Source organism: Massilia pseudoviolaceinigra (assembly GCF_030846505.1).
GTDB lineage: Bacteria > Pseudomonadota > Gammaproteobacteria > Burkholderiales > Burkholderiaceae_D > Telluria_A > Telluria_A violaceinigra.
The window spans coordinates 411,763-428,112 of record NZ_JAVCWL010000001.1; the positions used below are offsets into that span (position 1 = coordinate 411,763).

The following is a 16,350-nucleotide window of genomic DNA, read 5'->3' on the forward strand; positions in this document are numbered from 1 at the left end:
GCCGCAGCGTTGCTGGAATAGGTGAATCGAAGTACATTCTTGCCTTCAACGTTTTTCCCTTTTTCACCAAAAGTGGTGACGTAGTTCAGGTGAAAATGCGTCGAGTACAACGCTTGGAGGATGTGCCTGGCTCGCTGCCCGTCAGCGCATCCTGGCCATTGCCAGGCAACGCGTCCTCGGAAGCGGGATGCTCCGGGTCCGGTGTGAAGGTACCGCATTTCTCATAAAGTGAGCTCATCTTTTGCTCCCCTTGGTCGATTCATGCCGTCTCAGTCTAGCGCACTTCAGCCGTGACGACGCGGCGCTTCGGTACGAAAAATGACATGATCGCCGGCCGGAAATGCCGCTGCTGCCAATGCCCCGGGTGACTGGCTGTTGTGCCCGCTCAGCGGCCATCCGGACGCCGCTGCTACAGTCAAAGCGGACGGTCAAACCGGAGAACGCCATGCTTGCTCGACTTCGACTTCGACTTTTGCTGTGCGCGTCGCTGTGCGCCGCGCTCGCCATGCCGGCAACGGCGGCGGTGCGTTTCCTGGCGCTGGGCGACGCCGGCGAAGGCAACCCGGCCCAGTACGCGATCGGCAAGGCCATGACGGCGCTGTGCGCGCGCAAGGGTTGCGACTTTGTGATTTATCTCGGCGACAATTTCTACGGGCAAGGCATTACCCGCCCCGACGATCCCCAGTTCCAGCACAAGTTCGAGCTGCCGTACGCCGGCCTCGACCTGCCTTTCTACGCCATGCTGGGCAACCACGACTACGGCGATCCGCCCCTCGACTACTGGAAGCCCCAGTTCCAGATCGCCTACACCTGGCGCTCGGCGCGCTGGAAAATGCCGCACCCGTTCTACCGGGTCCAGAAAGACGAGGTGGCGCTGTTCGCGCTCGACACCACGGGCTATCTGCAGGGCGTCAACGCCGATGCGCAGCGCGCGTGGCTGGCCGGCGCCCTGGCCATTTCCGGGGCAAAGTGGAATATCGTGGCCGGCCACCATCCCTACCTGTCCAATGGTGAGCACGGCAATGCGGGGAACTATGAAGGCTGCGGCAATTTTTGCCCGGCGATCGTCAACGGCGCGCCCCTCAAGCACTTGTTCGAGGAGATTGTCTGCGGCCACGCCGACATTGTCCTCAGCGCTCACGACCACAACCTGCAGTGGCCCAAGTCGCGCTGCGGCACCGAATTCATCATCTCCGGCGCCGGCTCGAAAACCACCCGCCTGGTGCGGCGCGACGCCAATCCTGTGCATTTCGAACATGACCGCACGCCCGGCTTCCTGTGGGCCAGCATCGAGGGCGAGCGTTTCAGCGCCGAGTTCTACGACCTTCATGGCAAGCTGCTGTACAAGCGCAGCATCAGCAAGGCCGCGCCGCCCGCCTGGCGTTGCACCCGGCCGTGGCCCGGTTACGCCGGCTGCCTGCCGGCGCAGCTCCAGCCCGAGGCAGGCGGCGGCGACTGACCCTCAGGCCGCGGCGCGCCAGGTATTGCGCCCGGCCTGCTTGGCCTGATACAGCTGCATGTCGGCCTGCTGCAGCAGCGCGTCCGGATCGGGCGTCCCAACGGGCGTCCCATCGGGCGTGCCGCCGCTGAAGTAGGCCAGGCCGATGCTGGCCGACACCGACACCGTGACCATTCCCAGCTCGAACGGCGCCTGCATCGCGCTGACGATCTTGGCCGCGATGGCTGCCGCGTCTTCCGGGCGCGCCAGCTTTTCCATGATGATGGTGAATTCGTCGCCGCCCAGGCGCGCCACGGTATCGCTGGCGCGCAGGGTTTGCGTCAGGCGCGCGGAAAACGCCTTGAGCAGGGCGTCGCCCACGTGGTGCCCATAGGTGTCGTTGACCGGCTTGAAATGGTCGACGTCCATGTACATCAGCGCCATCAGATGGCCGTCGTCGGCGCTCTCGCGCATGGCCACGCTGAGCTTGTGCAGAAAGCCGGCGCGGTTGGCCAGCCCGGTCAGCGCATCGACCTGGGCCAGCTTGAGCAGGCGCTTCTTCTCGCGCTTTTGCGAGGTGATGTCCTGGCGCATCACGTGAAAGCCGACCACCGTCACGCCGTCCCCGCCCAGTTGCGGAATATAGGTCACTTCCAGCGTCCGTTCGGCGCCCCCGCTCTCGTCGTGTTCCTCGAAGACCAGGGTTTCCCCCTTGAGCGCGCGCAGGATGTACGGTTCGAGCGTGGCGAAACGCTTTTCGCCCACGGTCTGGCGCACCGTCATGCCCGGCACGTCGGCGCCATCGCGCCCGAACTCGCGGTGATAGGCCAGGTTGTGGAAGCGGTAGACCTGGTTGGCGTCGATGTAGGCCACCATGGCCGGCAGCGTATCGGCAATGGTGCGCAGGCGCGCCTCGCTTTCGCGCAGCGCCAGTTCGGCTTCGCGCAGGGTGGTGATGTCGTCGATGGTGCCCACAAAACCTTCGATCCGTTCGCCGATGCGCACCGCCGCCACCTTGACCGACGCCCATACCAGGCTGCCATCCGGGTGCAGGAAGCGCACCACTTTCTTGAACGGCTCGGCGTTCCTGCGCTGGTGCTGGAAGATGGTATTGAGGCTGTCGCGTTCCTCCGGATGGAGCGCGCCGGTCCAGCCGCTGCCCAGCGCCTGTTCGCGCGTCAGCCCGGTGATGGTCTCGAACATGCGGTTGACGTAGGTGCAGTTGCCGCGCAGGTCGGCGCGGATCAGGCCGAGCGGGGAAGCGTTGGTGATCGCGGTCAGCTGCGCTTCGCTGTTGCGCAGGTTCTGTTCCTGCTCATGGCGCCGCGTCACGTCTTCGGCGATGCACAAGATGTATTCGATGGCCCCGGCGCTGTCGAACAGCGGCACCGACACCGTGTGCAGGTAGCGCAGTTCGCCGTCGGGCCGGCGCAGCGGTTTTTCGGGCAGGTCCACCGCCGCCGGACTGGCCAGCATGGCGCGGTCTTCCTCGGGGCTGCAGAGGGCGAAATCGGGGGCGAAGGCCATGCAATCGGTCTTGCCGATGACATCGTCGGCGGCGTAGCCGGTGGCCGCTTCGGCGGCCTTGTTCCACACCACCATGGTGCCGAAGCTGGCCGGGCGCACGCTCTTGACATAAATGAGCAGCGGCAGGTGTTCGATGAGCGACTGCAGAAAGCCGCGGTTGCCGCTGATTTCGAGTTCGGCCAGCTTGCGCGCGCTGATGTCGCGCCAGCTCACCGCCACCCCGCCCGGAATCGGCACGATCTGATGGCGGATCCACACCGCCCGCTCGCCGGGAGCGCGCAGTTTGACTTCTTCTTCAAGCGGATGCGATTGAAGCAGCACCTTGGCGTAGCGTTCGAGGAATGGCGGGTCGACGTCGCACGGCAGCAGCGGCAGGATGCCCTGTCCGGTGACGGCGCCGCGCGTGTGCCCCAGCATGGCCGCGCCCTTGTCGTTGATGTCGGCCACGACAAAGTCGACGATCTTGCCGTCGGCGTCGCGGCGGGCCTTGAGGAACATGACGCCATCGAGGCTACCCTCGGCGGCGGCGCGCGAGGTGGCCTGGGCGTCGCGCGCGGCGCGCATGCTGGCGCGCAGGCGCGCGCTCTGGCGCATCAGCAGCGCCGTCACCGCGACGATGGCCAGGGTCGCGGCCAGCGCGATCCACAGGTAGCGGATGCGGTGGCGCTCGAATTTTTCCATCGCGGCGCGCTCGGTGATGCCCACCACCGCCACCAGCGCGTAGCGGTCCATGTCGCTGTAGCTGTAGATGCGCGCGATGCGGTCCGGCGGCGCGGTCGCCTCCAGTTCCTCGGTGGGCACGCCGCCCACTTTGCGCGCACGAAAGCCCAGGCGCTCGCCGACGAACAGGCGCTCGCCCACGCGCCCGATGGTCAGCCGGGCGTCGTGCGCCCACAGGAACAGGGCCGCCTCGTCGTCGACGTTGACGCGGTCGTAGTCGTCGACGAAGTAGAGCGGATCGATCATGATCACGATGGCGCCGGCGAACTTGCCGTCGCCATCGTTGAGGCGGCGCGCGATCTGGATCAGCCACTTGCCGCTGCGCGGCTCGATCACCGGGGTCGAGAACTGGGCGGCGTCGCCGGCGCCGCCCGCGAGCGCCAGGAACCAGGACGTGCCGGCGGTGGGGCCGGGACCGGCGCTGAAGGCATTGGCGCTGTCGAGTACCTTGCCGTGGCGATCGATCAGGGCCATTGGCAGGTTGAGCTTGGCCGGCAGCACGCTGTCGAGCAGGCCGTTGCGCTGGGCGAATTCGGCCAGGCGCAGGGCGCCGTCGGTTTCCTCGAATTTGAGCTTGAAGAGCTGGGTCGCGTGGTCGCTCTGGCGCAGGATGTGGCTGACATGTTCGGACAGCACGCGCGCCAGTGCCTGGCTGGACAGTACCGCATCGTGATGGGCGGCGGCGCGCTCGACCCCCATCTGGTGAAACAGGGTGATCCAGATGGCGGCCACCAGCGACAGCGCAAAGCACGGGAGCAGCATGACCCGGAACAGGCGCCTGGCTGATCGTCGAAATACGCTGGCGGAAGGAATAGGCGTCCCCCGATGGTTGGTTGGCATCAAAAGAAATGGCGAAATGGCGCGGCCAAAAAAATCCTTGAAATCGGGCCGCACCCTAACTTACATTCTGCGCGCAAATACCGGCGATGTCGCTGGCGCACTCAAAAAAATCTTGGGCGCAGGAACAAAGCATGACGTTTCGTCACTAAACGGAGACGTCGCCGGCCCGCTTACTGCGAACGGCGCAACATTGCGTTGCATATGTGCTCACAAGAAACCGATTGATGGCGCACCGCTTGCGCTAGATCAAACGCGCGGTGTCGGAGTTCCTTACACTGGTTTCTCCGGGCTGACGCACGAGTTCATAAAGAACAACGTCAAGCCTGCCAAAACACACGACTCCAGCCAGGCTCCCGCGCACCAGCGTCCGGATCTTGAGTATGCGGGCAACTTTTGAGGAGACCGAATGTTAACGGCGACATATACCCTGGTTGCACTGTCTGTCGAGCAAGCCAAGCTTCGCGCGCAGGTACAGGCTTTGCAAAAGCTGCTTCATTCCACGTTCGCGCATCAGAACGCGCTCGCCGCAGGGCAGGTGGGCGCCGCCTGCGAGACCGTCAAGCGCCTGTACGAAAATTGCCACTGGCGCAAGATCGACATGTTCCTGGTGCCGGCGATCCGCAAAGCCAGTCCCGCCGCCGACCGGCTGCTGCTCGACCTGGAAGAACTGGGCCGGGCCGCTGCCGATGCCGTGGGCGTGCTGGTGGTGCGGCTCGGCTTCCAGGCGCTCGACACCTATGCCAGCGTGGCCCAGTTCTGCGCCGCGCTCGAAGCGTTTTGCAGCGCCACGCTCAAGCGCCTGGAGCGCGAGGAGCACGAGCTGTTTCCGGTGGCACGGGCCGTGATTTCCGGCGAAGCGTGGTTTTCCATCGCCAACGAAATGCTGGCGCAAGATGCTTACGTGCAAGAACGCAAACCGTCGCGCCAGGCCATCGTGCTGTCGCGCCGCGGACATGACGGCGAGCACGAGCGCATGGACGGTGGCGTCGACCGCCGCTTCGCGCCGCATTTCGCCCATTAAACGCCGTCCGCCCGGCTGGCGCGGGATGCGGGTTCCTGGGCGGGCGGGCGTTCAACGCGCCTGCGCCGGGCCAGGATGGCCCGAATTGCCGCAAGATGGTGCGGCCCGTGCCGATCAGCCTGCCCGGGCGGCGCGAGCCACCCGCGGTATCAAGCATTAATACTCCTTCCTATCGCGTGCTTTCCGCGCCATTCTTGCTATGATGGTGGTTTTGAATGGTTGATATCACGTCATGTTCGAATTCCTTTTCAAGCGACCGGCCGACAAGTCCGACACCCCTGCCGGAAAGTCCGCGCAGGCGAGCCCGAATCCAGCTCCGGCGGCCGCGCAGACCAGCGCGCTGCGTGCCCAGCAGGCCGAAAAGGTAGCCGCGCTGGCCGGCGATGAAGCCGCCGCCGTCGAGTTCATCCTGCAATCCGATTTTTCCGAGCTGCGCCTGACCGCAGCCGAGCACGTGCATTCGGCCGCCGCGCTCGAACGCGTGCACGCCGCCATGCGCAATACCGACCGCCGCGTCGCCAAGCTGATGCAGTCGCGCCTGGACGCGCTGCGCCACCACCAGGCCGAGCTTGCGCGCGGCCAGGCCTGCATCGAGCAAGCCCAGGGCCTGCTCAAGGACGAGAAGCTTTCGCCCAACCAGGTTGCCGAGCTGGACCGCCGCTGGTCGGTGATCGCCGCGCCGGAACTGGCCGCCCCGTTCGATGCCATCCGCACCCAGCTGGCGCAGCGCCTGGAAGCCCAGGTGAGCTTGCAGCGCGCCATGATCGACAGCCTGACCGCCTTGCGCGCCCTCGGCAGCGGCGACCTGCGCGCCGCCGAGCTGGCCGAGCGCCTGGAACGGATGGCGCAAACCCACGCCGCCGCGCTGGCCGCACCGGAACACGCCTCGCTGCCGCGCAGCCTGACCAACGAATTCGCCTCCGAGCACGCGCGCCTCTCCGCCTCGCTGGGCGCGCTGGAGCAGGGCCAGTCGGCCGTGATCGCACGCGAAACCGCGCTGGCCGAATGGCGCGCCACGCCGCCCGGCGCGTTCAACCAGGATCAACTGAAAAAAGCCTGGCAGCAGTTGCCGCCGGCACCGCCCGACGCCGCCGCCGACCTGCAGCAGCGCTTCGAGGTGCTGCTTGCCTCGGTACCGGCGCCGGCCCCCTCGGCCCACAAGCCGAAGGAGGCGCGCAAGAACGCCCCCGCGCAGGCGCCCGACCAGCATTTCATCGATACGCTCGACGCCATGGAAGCGGCCCTTCAGCAAGGCTCCCTCGGCAGCGCGGCCGACATGGACAAGACCCTCAAGGACAGCAAGGGCACACGCCTCACGCCGGCCCTGGCCGATCGCCTGGCGCATGCGCGCGCCGAACTCAAACGCCTGTCGGACTGGGCGCGCTGGGGCGGCAACGTCTCGCGCGAGGAACTGATCAAGGCGGTCGAGCAGCTCACCACGCAAAAACTGGCGATGAGCGAACTGGCCAAGAAAGTCGGCAGCATGCGCGAACGCTGGAAGGCGCTCGATACCTTGTCGGGCGCCGCGCCCAAGAGCCTGTGGGAGCGCTTTGACGCCGCCTGCAGCGCCGCCTACGCGCCAGCGGCCGCCCACTTCAAGCACCTGGCCGACGAACGCCACACCAACGCGGCCAAGGCGCAGGCCCTGATCGCCGAAGCGGCGCTCGAAACGGCCAAGCTGGCCGACGGCGAGAGCGTCGACTGGAAGCACATGGCGGCCACCGTGCAGCGCATGCGCCTGGCGTGGAGCCACCTGGGCGCGATCGACCGCAAGGAAAAGAAGCGCCTCGATCACGAATTCACCGATGCGCTCAATACCCTGCAGGCGCCGCTGGAACAGCAGCGCAAGAACGAAGTGGCCGAACGCGAAGCGATGATCGCCCAGGTGGCGGCGCTCGACGCGCACGACCGCCACGCGCTCGACACCCTGCGCTCGCTGCAGGAACGCTGGCAGGAGCACGCGCGCGCGGTGCCGCTCGAACGTAAGGCCGAGCAGGCGCTGTGGCAGAAATTCCGCGCTGCGTGCGATGCCGTTTTCGCGCGCCGCAAGGAAAGCGCCAACGCGGCCGACGCCGAACGGCGCAGCCACCAGGAAGCCAAGGACGCGATCAGCGCGCGCCTTGAACAAGCGGCCGGCGCGCCTGACGCCGCCGCCCACGCCGCAAAACTGCTGCGCGAAGCGGCCGCCGAGTGGAACGCCATCGGCGCCGTCCCGCGCGCCAACGAAGCGAAGGTCGAGAAGCGCTATCACGCCGCCATCGCCGCGCTGCAGCACCATGCCGACGCCGCCAAGCGCGACGCCAGCCGCGCCCAGGCCAGCGCGCTGCGCGACAAGCTGCGCCTGTGCCAGGAACTCGAGGCGCAGCTTGCCGCCGGCGCGCCTGACGCCGACGGCATCGACTGGAGCGCGCGCTGGAGCGCCTTGCCGGCGCTGGACGCCAATTACGAACGCACTCTGAAGGCGCGCTTCGATGCGGCGCTGGCGGCGCGCGGCGAGGGCCGGGCGGCGTTTGTCGCGCTGCTCGAGAAAAACCGCGCGCCGCTGCTGCACGAAATCCTGCGCCTTGAAATCGCGGCCGGCATCGACAGCGGCAGCGAGTTCGCGCGCGAGCGCCTGAAACTGCAGGTCGAGACCCTGCAGTCGTCGCTCAAGTCGGGCCAGAAGCCGGGCAACCCGGCGGCGCAGTTCCTGCAGCTGTGCGCCATTCCGGCGCCGGTGGACGACCGTACCGCATCGCGCATCGAACACCTGTTCACGCGCATCGCCAGGGACGGCAAATGATGGCGGTGCGGGTCCAGAGCGCCGACTTCGACCTGAGCACCGAAATGGCGGCCCTGCGTGCGCAGGATGCACGCATCGGTGCGGTGGTCTCTTTTGTCGGCACCGTGCGCGACATGAACGACGGCGCCAGCGTGGCCGCCATGGAGCTCGAACATTATCCCGGCATGACCGAGCAGGCGCTCGAACAGATCGTGGCGCAGGCCGCTGAACGCTGGCCTTTGTACGGCGCGCTGGTGGTTCACCGGGTTGGGCCGCTCGCGCCGCTCGACCAGATCGTGCTGGTGGCGTGCACCGCGGCGCACCGTGGCGAGGCATTCGCGGCCTGCGAATTCATCATCGATTACCTCAAGACCGACGCCCCGTTCTGGAAGAAGGAGCAGACGCCTGACGGTGCGCGCTGGGTCGACGCGCGCGTGACCGACGACGCCGCGCTGGCCAAGTGGACCAATAAATGAATTTTATCGCCGTCGGCGTGGGAGCCGCGCTCGGTGCGTGGCTGCGCTGGGGGCTGGGACTGTGGCTCGGTGCCCTGCACCCGAAACTGCAGCTCGGCACCCTGGCCGTGAACCTCGGCGGCGGCTACCTGATCGGCGTGGCACTGGGCTTTTTCGCGGCGCATCCGGTGCTGCCGCCCGAGTGGCGCCTGTTCGCGGTGACCGGTTTCCTGGGCGGGCTGACGACATTTTCCACTTTTTCCGGCGAAGCGATGGCGCTGCTCGAACGCGGCGACCATGGCTGGGCGCTGGCGCATTCGGCGCTGCACCTGGCCGGCTCGATTACCTGCTGTATCGCCGGCCATGCAAGCTGGCGCGCACTATCCACATGATGTCAAACCAAGGAGAATTCAATGTCCAAGCAACTGCCGCAACGTCCTACCGGTGCCTTTATCGGCGCATCCTGGGCGGCCCTGTTCATCGGCGCCGGTACTTTCCTCATCGGACTATGGAACTCGGCGATGCAGCTCAATGAGCGCGGCTACTACTTCACCTTGCTGATGTACGGTTTGTTCGCCGCCGTGTCGCTGCAAAAGTCGGTGCGCGACCGCCTTGAGGGCGTCAAGGTCACGGGCATCTATTTTGCGCTGTGCTGGGTGTCCCTGCTGCTGTCGATGCTGCTGCTGACGGTGGGCCTGTGGAACGCCACGCTGGCGCCGAGCGAAAAGGGGTTTTATGCGATGTCGTTCGTGCTCAGCCTGTTCGCCGCGGTGGCCGTGCAAAAGAACGTGCGCGACGTCGCGCTGGCGGAAGACCCGAAAGACCTGTACGTCGATTCCGGCAAGGAGTAAAAACGGCAGCGGGCCGCCGGCGCGGCCCGCCAACCGCATCACTGCTGCGGGAACTTCATCGCCTTCCTCACCGCCAGGCAGCGCCGCTCGTTTTCATGCTGGTCGCGCAGGGCGCGCATGGTCCCCTCCGATAGTCCCTTCAACTCCTTGCCGGCCTTTGCCAGGCGCTGCACGCTGGCCGGCGTGCAGTCCTTCGGTATCAGGGTCGCGGCCCAGGCGCGCATGTAGACCGGGCCGGCGGCCTTGTCGAGCGCCGGCAGCTGGCGCAGGCGCTCGGCCGCGCTCATTTCGCTCAAGGCGCGCTGCGCGGGCGGATACAGGTTTTCCATCGCCGTGCGCACGCGCGAAAACGGCAGCGTTGTTTTCAGGTCCATGATCGTCGCCAGCCATTGCTGCTTGACGGCGGGATCGGGCCGGATCACGGCGGCGCGCAGCGCGGCCGCCTGGCCGGCGTCGGATTTGTCGCGTGCCTGTTCGGCCTCGCTCAACGCCACGCTGCCGGCGTAACCGGCGCGGCTGAGGGCTTCGACGATCTTCCAGCGCAGGTCCTGGTCCAGCGGCACGCCGTCGAGCACGGTGGCGCCGTTCAGGACCGATACCAGACGCTCCTGCGCTTGCGCTGTGGTGGCCGCGTTCAGGTAGGCGTCCATCCAGCGGTGCGTGAAGTTGGCGTTGCCCTTGCTGGCGAGGACGCCGCTCCATGCCATGTGTTCCAGCGCGGCGATGGTCTTTTGCGCGTAGCGCGGCGGCGCGTGCATCACATCGATGTAGTATTTTGCGCTCGCCACCTTGGTCAGCACGTCGCCGAGCAGGTTGTAGTTCTTTTCAAGCGGCGCGTAGGTCAACGCCGTGCGGATGAAGCTTTCCAGCGGCAGGTCGCCATCGCGCACGCCATCCCACAAGCTTTGCCACATCATCGCGCGCAAGAGCGGTTCCTCGATGGCACCCAGGTGGCTGCCGACGGTGGCGAACGAGCGCTTGTCCAGCTTGACCTTGACGTAGCCCCAGTCCTGGTAGTTCGGATAGACCAAATCGGGACAGGCGCTGCCCACCAGCGCCGGCACGCTGGTTGCGGCGCCGCTGTAGGTGACCGGTACGGTCGTCCCGGGAGTGAGCTTGCCGTCTTCCAGTACGAAGGTGGCGACCTGCACGCGCTGCTCGCGCAGGGTCGGCAGCGCTGGCGTGGCGCTCTGGCGCAAGGTGAAGCTGGCCACCTTGCCGGCGCTGCAGCGGTACTCGGCCGCCAGCGTGTTCACGCCGGCCTTGTACAGCCATTGCTTTGTCCATGGCTTGAGGTCGCGCCCCGCCGCGTCGCCCAGGCTGCCGATGAAGTCGTCGAGCTGCGCGTTCTTGTACTGGTACTTCACGAGGTAGTTGTGCACGCCCTTGCGGAAAACGTCTTCGCCGAGCAGATGGCGCAGCTGCTTGAGGGTCGACGCGCCTTTCGAGTAAGTGATCGCATCGATGTTATCGAACGCGTTCGCGCTCGACGCCACCGGCACCTCGATCGGGTGCGTGGCCGGGCTCTGGTCCTGCACATAGGCTTCCTGCTTGCCTTCGGAATAAAAGGTTTGCCAGGCGCCGGTGAACTCGGTCGATTCGGCCGTCGCCATGGTCGCCATGAAGGAGGCGAAGCTTTCGTTGAGCCACAGGCCGTTCCACCATTTCATGGTTACCAGGTCGCCGAACCACTGGTGCGCCATCTCGTGCAGGATCACTTCGGCCAGGCTTTCGCGCTGGGCGTCGGTCATGGCCGCCTTGTAGAGAAAGCCGTCTTCGGCAAAGGTGACCGCGGCCGCGTTTTCCATGGCGCCGTACAGGAAGTCGGGGACCATCAGCTGGTCGTACTTTTCAAACTGGTAGGCAATGCCGAAGTAATTGTCGAAGTAGGCCAGCCCCTGTTTCGTGTACTTGAACCAGTCGCCCGGGGACACTTGCGCGGCGACCGACTGGCGCGCGAACAGGCGCATCGGATACGGACCGCTGTTATCTTCCCAGACCTTGTACGGCCCCGCGTGCATCGAAAAATTGTAGGCGCTCAGTTGTTTGGTGGCCGGGAAGGTCCAGCGCCGCGTGGCGCCGCGCTCCTCGATGGCGCTTTCGCGTTTGGTGGAGACCACCTGCCAGTCGGCCGGGGCGGTGACGCTGAGCTGATAGGTCGCTTTCAGGTCGGGCTGGTCGAACAGGGCGAACATCTGGTGGGCCGCCGCCGGCTCGAAGTGCGAGTAGGTGTAGACCTTGCCGTCGACCGGGTCAAGCATGCGGTGCAGCCCTTCGCCATTGGTGCTGTGGGCGCGCTGGTAGCTGACCGTCACGCTGTTGCGGCCCGCCTTGAGGTGGCGCGCCGCAATCGTGATGTAAGCCTGGTTGTACTGCGGCGCGACCGCCACGCCGTTGACGGCGAGGGCGCTGACGGTGGCCTTGTCCAGATCGACGGTGATGGGCGAGCGGGTATCGGCCAGGTCGAACCGCAGCGTGCTGGTGCCGCTGAAGGTATCGGCGCCGCTCAGCGTGAAGTCGAGCACATAGGCCACGTTGGCAAGGCGTTTCGATCGCGCCGCCGCCTCGGCCTGGGTGAGGGCGTCGGCCCGCACGGGCGCGCTCGCCGGGGCGGCTGCACTGGCGGCGCAGGCGGCGCCGGCGAGAAAGAGGGCGCCGAGGGCGCGCAGACGTGGAATAGACAAGGCGGCATCCCAATAAAAGTTTCAATAACGCAAGAATATCATGCGTTACAGCTGCATCGGGCTGCATGCCTTGAAAAAGTCGGTCACGGCCCAATCTTTCATTCAAGTTAAATCACACTCTTTTGTGGAGCTCGACCATGCGCCAAGACAAAATGACCACCAAGCTGCAGGAAGCGCTGTCCGATGCGCAAAGCCTGGCGGTGGGCAATGATAATCAGTATATCGAACCGGTCCACCTGCTGTCCGCCCTGCTGAACCAGGACGATGGCGCCGCGCGTTCGCTGCTGCAGCGCGCCGGCGTGAACGTGGGCAGCCTGACCACGGCCCTGCGCAGTTCCCTGGAGCGCTTGCCGAAAGTGTCGGGCAACGGCGGCCAGGTGCAGGCGGGGCGCGAGTTCGTGGGCGTGCTCAATCTGGCCGACAAGGAAGCGCAGAAGCGCGGCGACCAGTTCCTTTCCAGCGAAATGGTGCTGCTGGCGCTGACCGAAGACAAGTCCGACGCCGGTACCCTGGCGCGCGAAAGCGGCCTGACACGCAAGGCGCTGGAGACCGCGATCCAGGCGGTACGCGGCGGCGAAGGCGTGAAGTCGGCCGACGCCGAAGGCCAGCGCGAATCGCTGAAAAAATACACGCTCGACCTGACCGAGCGCGCCCGCCTGGGCAAGCTCGATCCGGTGATCGGGCGCGACGATGAAATCCGGCGCGCAATCCAGGTGCTGCAGCGGCGCACCAAGAACAACCCGGTGCTGATCGGCGAACCTGGCGTGGGCAAAACCGCCATCGTCGAAGGCCTGGCGCAGCGCATCATCAACGGCGAGGTGCCCGATTCGCTCAAGGGCAAGCGCGTGCTCTCGCTCGACATGGCGGCCCTGCTGGCGGGCGCCAAATTCCGCGGCGAGTTCGAGGAGCGCCTCAAATCCGTGCTCAAGGAACTGGCGCAGGATGAAGGCCAGACCATCGTCTTCATCGACGAGATGCACACTATGGTCGGCGCCGGCAAGGCCGAAGGCGCCATGGATGCGGGCAATATGCTCAAACCCGCACTGGCGCGCGGCGAACTGCATTGCGTCGGCGCGACCACGCTCGACGAGTACCGCAAATACATCGAGAAGGATGCCGCGCTCGAGCGCCGCTTCCAGAAAATCCTGGTCGACGAGCCGACCGTGGAAGCGACCATCGCAATCCTGCGCGGCCTGCAGGACAAGTACGAGCTGCATCACAAGGTGGAGATCACCGACGCGGCCATCATCGCCGCGGCCGAACTGTCGCACCGCTATATCACCGACCGCTTCTTGCCCGACAAGGCGATCGACCTGATCGACGAAGCGGCCTCGAAGATCAAGATCGAGATCGATTCCAAGCCGGAGGTGATGGACAAGCTGGAACGCCGCATCATCCAGCTGAAAATCGAACGCGAAGCGGTCAAGAAGGAGAAGGACGAGGCATCGCGCAAGCGCCTGGACCTGATCGACGATGAAATCGCGCGCCTGGAACGCGAGTACAACGACTTCGAGGAAATTCTCAAGTCCGAAAAAGCCATGGTGCAGGGCACCACGCACATCAAGGAAGAAATCGAGCGCGTGCGCCTGCAGATGGAAGAGGCGACGCGCAGCAGCAACTGGCAGAAAGTGTCGGAGCTCCAGTACGGCAAGCTGCCCGAACTCGAAGCGCAGTTGAAGCACGCCGAGGACGATACCACCAAGCCCGTCGAAAACGCCAAGCCGAAACTGCTGCGCACCCAGGTCGGCGCCGAGGAAATCGCCGAAGTGGTCTCGCGCGCGACCGGCATTCCGGTGTCGCGCATGATGCAGGGCGAGCGTGACAAGCTGCTGCACATCGAAGAAAAGCTGCACGAGCGCGTGGTGGGGCAGGACGAGGCGATCGTCGCCGTCGCCGATGCGATCCGGCGCTCGCGCGCGGGCCTGTCGGACCCGAACCGTCCGTACGGCTCCTTCATGTTCCTCGGCCCCACGGGCGTCGGCAAGACCGAGTTGTGCAAGGCGCTGGCGGGCTTCCTGTTCGATACCGAGGAGTCGATGATCCGCATCGACATGAGCGAATTCATGGAAAAGCATTCGGTGGCACGCCTGATCGGCGCGCCGCCAGGCTATGTGGGCTACGACGAAGGCGGTTACCTGACCGAAGCCGTGCGGCGCAAACCGTACAGCGTGATTCTGCTCGATGAAGTCGAAAAGGCGCACAGCGATGTCTTCAACGTGCTGCTGCAGGTGCTCGACGACGGCCGCATGACCGACGGACAGGGACGCACGGTGGACTTCAAGAACACGGTGATCGTGATGACCTCGAACCTGGGATCGCACAAGATCCAGTCGATGGACAGCGACGATCCGGGCGTGGTCAAGCTGGCGGTGATGGCCGAGGTGCGCTCGCACTTCCGGCCGGAGTTCATCAACCGGATCGACGAGATCGTGGTGTTCCATGCGCTCGACGAGAAGAATATCGGCGCGATCGCCAAGATCCAGCTCAAGCATCTGGAACAGCGCCTGGCGAAGATGGAAATGACGCTCGATATCTCGGAAGAAGCCTTGCAGAAGATCGCGGAGGCGGGCTACGACCCGGTGTACGGCGCGCGGCCGCTCAAGCGGGCCATCCAGCAGCAGATCGAAAATCCGCTGTCGAAGCTGATTTTGTCGGGACGCTTCGGACCGAAGGACCAGATCCCGGTGCGGGTCAAAAACGGCAGCCTGACCTTCGAGTAAGCACGCTTCAAATAGTTAAACTGGCGCAGGCGGGCACGCAGCCCGTCTGCGCCACGTTAAATCAACGCTTGCGGCGTACGCCCACCAGGCCAGCCAGGCCAAGCATGAAGAGCGCAATCGCGCCCGGCTCGGGAACCACGTTCCAGCCGATCACGTCAAAATACTGCACGTCCAGCGGCGACAGGCCGAGCTTTTCGCCACGGTCCGCGGTCGGGTCGAGCAGGCCCAGATGCAGTTCATCCTGCCAGTGGCTGGCCTGCTGGCCATCGCCATGGGTCGCGCCGGTGGAGAAGGTCGCCAGCTTGTTCTGACATTTATCGAGCGAGAAGAACTTGGTGCGCGTGTCGGCCGACCAGTCCAGGTCCGCCGCTTTTTTCTTGCTGTGGTCCGAACAGCGATACAGGTCGCCCGGGGAGATGAAGGTGAATTCCGCGTCGGCATAGTCGCCGGCGAGGTTGTAATCGAGGACGTCGACGCCGCTGATGAAGCCGAGCGCGTGGCCGATTTCGTGCGCGGCCACGCCGATGAAGTCATAAGCCTTGCCGTCGACGCCATTGCTCGGATCGAAGTCCCAGTTGAACAGGCTGCTGAAATTGATTTCGCCGTCCGAAACGTCATCCTTGGCGCCGGCCAGGCCGAGCGCGCGCGCGTTGGCGCGGGTCATGCGGATATTGCTGTTGTTGTCGTCGCAGTTATCGTCCAGGAAGGGCGTGGCGCTGCCGATGCCCGACGGGTTGGTGCCGGTGCCGTTCATGATCACGTTCAGGCAGCTGCTTTTCGACAGGTTCGACACGGCGGTCTTGTCGCTGATGCTCCAGGCATCCTTGGCCAGTGCCTTGCGGTAGTCATCGTAGCTGAACAGTTCCCGGGTCGAGCCGGTCGAGCCGAGCACGCCCGGCTCGAGCTCCATGAAGCCGATGTTCAGGTTGACCTGGACGTTGTCATGCAGCACGTTGGTCCAGCGCGTGGCAGCGGCCTGGAAGCCGGCCAGCGCCAGCGGATCCATGCCGGGCGCCGGGGTGAAGTTGATGACGAGTGCCTGGGCCGAGCCGGCGTAAGCGCACAGGAGGACCGGCGCGATCTTCAGTAAACGTTTTAAAGTTTTCATTTCCGCTTTTCAAGGTGTCGCTGATTAAAATCAGACTATGAATGTATTTTTCATCACGCTTCATGCTGGGAAGCATTGTGTACGTGAATTTTTCTCAAAAACGTATGCTAAAGAGCAAGTTTCGCGCCAGAATGTTAAGCCCTTGTTACTAAAGATTAAATTTTGGACAAGGCGAGATTTGACAGTTCAACTGTAAAGATTTCCGACAGTCGTGAGATGGGGGAG

The 16,350-nt window shown here is 65.1% G+C and carries 11 protein-coding genes; 8 read left to right on the forward strand and 3 right to left on the reverse strand.

Features of this window, described 5'->3' with window-relative positions; genetic code table 11:
- Window positions 1–445 precede the first annotated feature (445 nt).
- Window positions 446–1,459 (forward strand): metallophosphoesterase, encoded by a 1,014-nt coding sequence (locus tag RBA40_RS01935; protein WP_306645454.1) that lies wholly within the window; start codon window positions 446–448, stop codon window positions 1,457–1,459.
- A 3-nt stretch (window positions 1,460–1,462) separates the two neighbouring features.
- Here RBA40_RS01935 and RBA40_RS01940 read toward each other — a convergent pair whose 3' ends face one another.
- A complete protein-coding gene (locus RBA40_RS01940; RefSeq protein ID WP_306645456.1) occupies window positions 1,463–4,447 on the reverse strand; it encodes a PAS domain S-box protein in 2,985 nt (994 codons plus the stop codon).
- On the opposite strand from RBA40_RS01940, the gene RBA40_RS01945 reads away from it, so the two are divergent.
- The 6 genes from RBA40_RS01945 to yiaA all read left to right on the forward strand — a co-directional run bounded on the left by RBA40_RS01945 (window position 4,446) and on the right by yiaA (window position 9,613).
- A complete protein-coding gene (locus RBA40_RS01945; RefSeq protein ID WP_306645457.1) occupies window positions 4,446–4,922 on the forward strand; it encodes a hypothetical protein in 477 nt (158 codons plus the stop codon). The genes RBA40_RS01940 and RBA40_RS01945 overlap by 2 nt on opposite strands.
- Before the next feature lie 9 nt (window positions 4,923–4,931).
- Complete coding sequence (locus RBA40_RS01950) at window positions 4,932–5,546, forward strand: hypothetical protein (protein WP_306645459.1); 615 nt, start codon at window positions 4,932–4,934, stop codon at window positions 5,544–5,546.
- 232 nt (window positions 5,547–5,778) lie between these two features.
- Entirely contained in the window at window positions 5,779–8,328 is a 2,550-nt protein-coding gene (locus tag RBA40_RS01955; protein ID WP_306645461.1) for a DUF349 domain-containing protein, read from the forward strand.
- Entirely contained in the window at window positions 8,328–8,783 is a 456-nt protein-coding gene (gene moaE / locus RBA40_RS01960) for a molybdopterin synthase catalytic subunit MoaE (RefSeq protein ID WP_306645589.1), read from the forward strand. Before RBA40_RS01955 ends, moaE begins: the two co-directional genes overlap by 1 nt.
- Entirely contained in the window at window positions 8,780–9,154 is a 375-nt protein-coding gene (gene crcB / locus RBA40_RS01965; protein WP_306645462.1) for a fluoride efflux transporter CrcB, read from the forward strand. The genes moaE and crcB overlap by 4 nt, the downstream gene beginning before the upstream one ends.
- 21 nt (window positions 9,155–9,175) lie before the next feature.
- Window positions 9,176–9,613: an inner membrane protein YiaA gene (gene yiaA, locus RBA40_RS01970; protein WP_306645464.1), complete on the forward strand. Its 438-nt coding sequence runs from the start codon at window positions 9,176–9,178 to the stop codon at window positions 9,611–9,613.
- Window positions 9,614–9,651: 38 nt separating this feature from the next.
- Here the strand turns inward: yiaA and pepN are convergent, their stop codons facing one another.
- Window positions 9,652–12,297 (reverse strand): aminopeptidase N, encoded by a 2,646-nt coding sequence (gene pepN / locus RBA40_RS01975; RefSeq protein ID WP_306645466.1) that lies wholly within the window; start codon window positions 12,295–12,297, stop codon window positions 9,652–9,654.
- Between the two features lie 137 nt (window positions 12,298–12,434).
- Here pepN and clpB point away from each other — a divergent pair, with 137 nt between their 5' ends.
- A complete protein-coding gene (gene clpB, locus RBA40_RS01980) occupies window positions 12,435–15,017 on the forward strand; it encodes an ATP-dependent chaperone ClpB (RefSeq protein WP_306645468.1) in 2,583 nt (860 codons plus the stop codon).
- Window positions 15,018–15,078: 61 nt separating this feature from the next.
- Here the strand turns inward: clpB and RBA40_RS01985 are convergent, their stop codons facing one another.
- The gene (locus tag RBA40_RS01985) at window positions 15,079–16,125 is read right to left on the reverse strand and encodes an NF038122 family metalloprotease (protein ID WP_306645470.1); all 1,047 of its coding nucleotides are present in this window, start codon (window positions 16,123–16,125) and stop codon (window positions 15,079–15,081) included.
- Window positions 16,126–16,350 lie beyond the last annotated feature (225 nt).

Bases quoted from the DNA above. Each gene is read 5' to 3' on its own strand.
- RBA40_RS01935 (WP_306645454.1), top strand. From the start codon at position 446: ATGCTTGCTCGACTTCGACTTCGACTTTTGCTGTGCGCGTCGCTGTGC.
- RBA40_RS01945 (WP_306645457.1), top strand. From the start codon at position 4,446: ATGACCCGGAACAGGCGCCTGGCTGATCGTCGAAATACGCTGGCGGAA.
- RBA40_RS01940 (WP_306645456.1), bottom strand. From the start codon at position 4,447: ATGCTGCTCCCGTGCTTTGCGCTGTCGCTGGTGGCCGCCATCTGGATC.
- RBA40_RS01950 (WP_306645459.1), top strand. From the start codon at position 4,932: ATGTTAACGGCGACATATACCCTGGTTGCACTGTCTGTCGAGCAAGCC.
- RBA40_RS01955 (WP_306645461.1), top strand. From the start codon at position 5,779: ATGTTCGAATTCCTTTTCAAGCGACCGGCCGACAAGTCCGACACCCCT.
- moaE (WP_306645589.1), top strand. From the start codon at position 8,328: ATGGCGGTGCGGGTCCAGAGCGCCGACTTCGACCTGAGCACCGAAATG.
- crcB (WP_306645462.1), top strand. From the start codon at position 8,780: ATGAATTTTATCGCCGTCGGCGTGGGAGCCGCGCTCGGTGCGTGGCTG.
- yiaA (WP_306645464.1), top strand. From the start codon at position 9,176: ATGTCCAAGCAACTGCCGCAACGTCCTACCGGTGCCTTTATCGGCGCA.
- clpB (WP_306645468.1), top strand. From the start codon at position 12,435: ATGCGCCAAGACAAAATGACCACCAAGCTGCAGGAAGCGCTGTCCGAT.
- RBA40_RS01985 (WP_306645470.1), bottom strand. From the start codon at position 16,125: ATGAAAACTTTAAAACGTTTACTGAAGATCGCGCCGGTCCTCCTGTGC.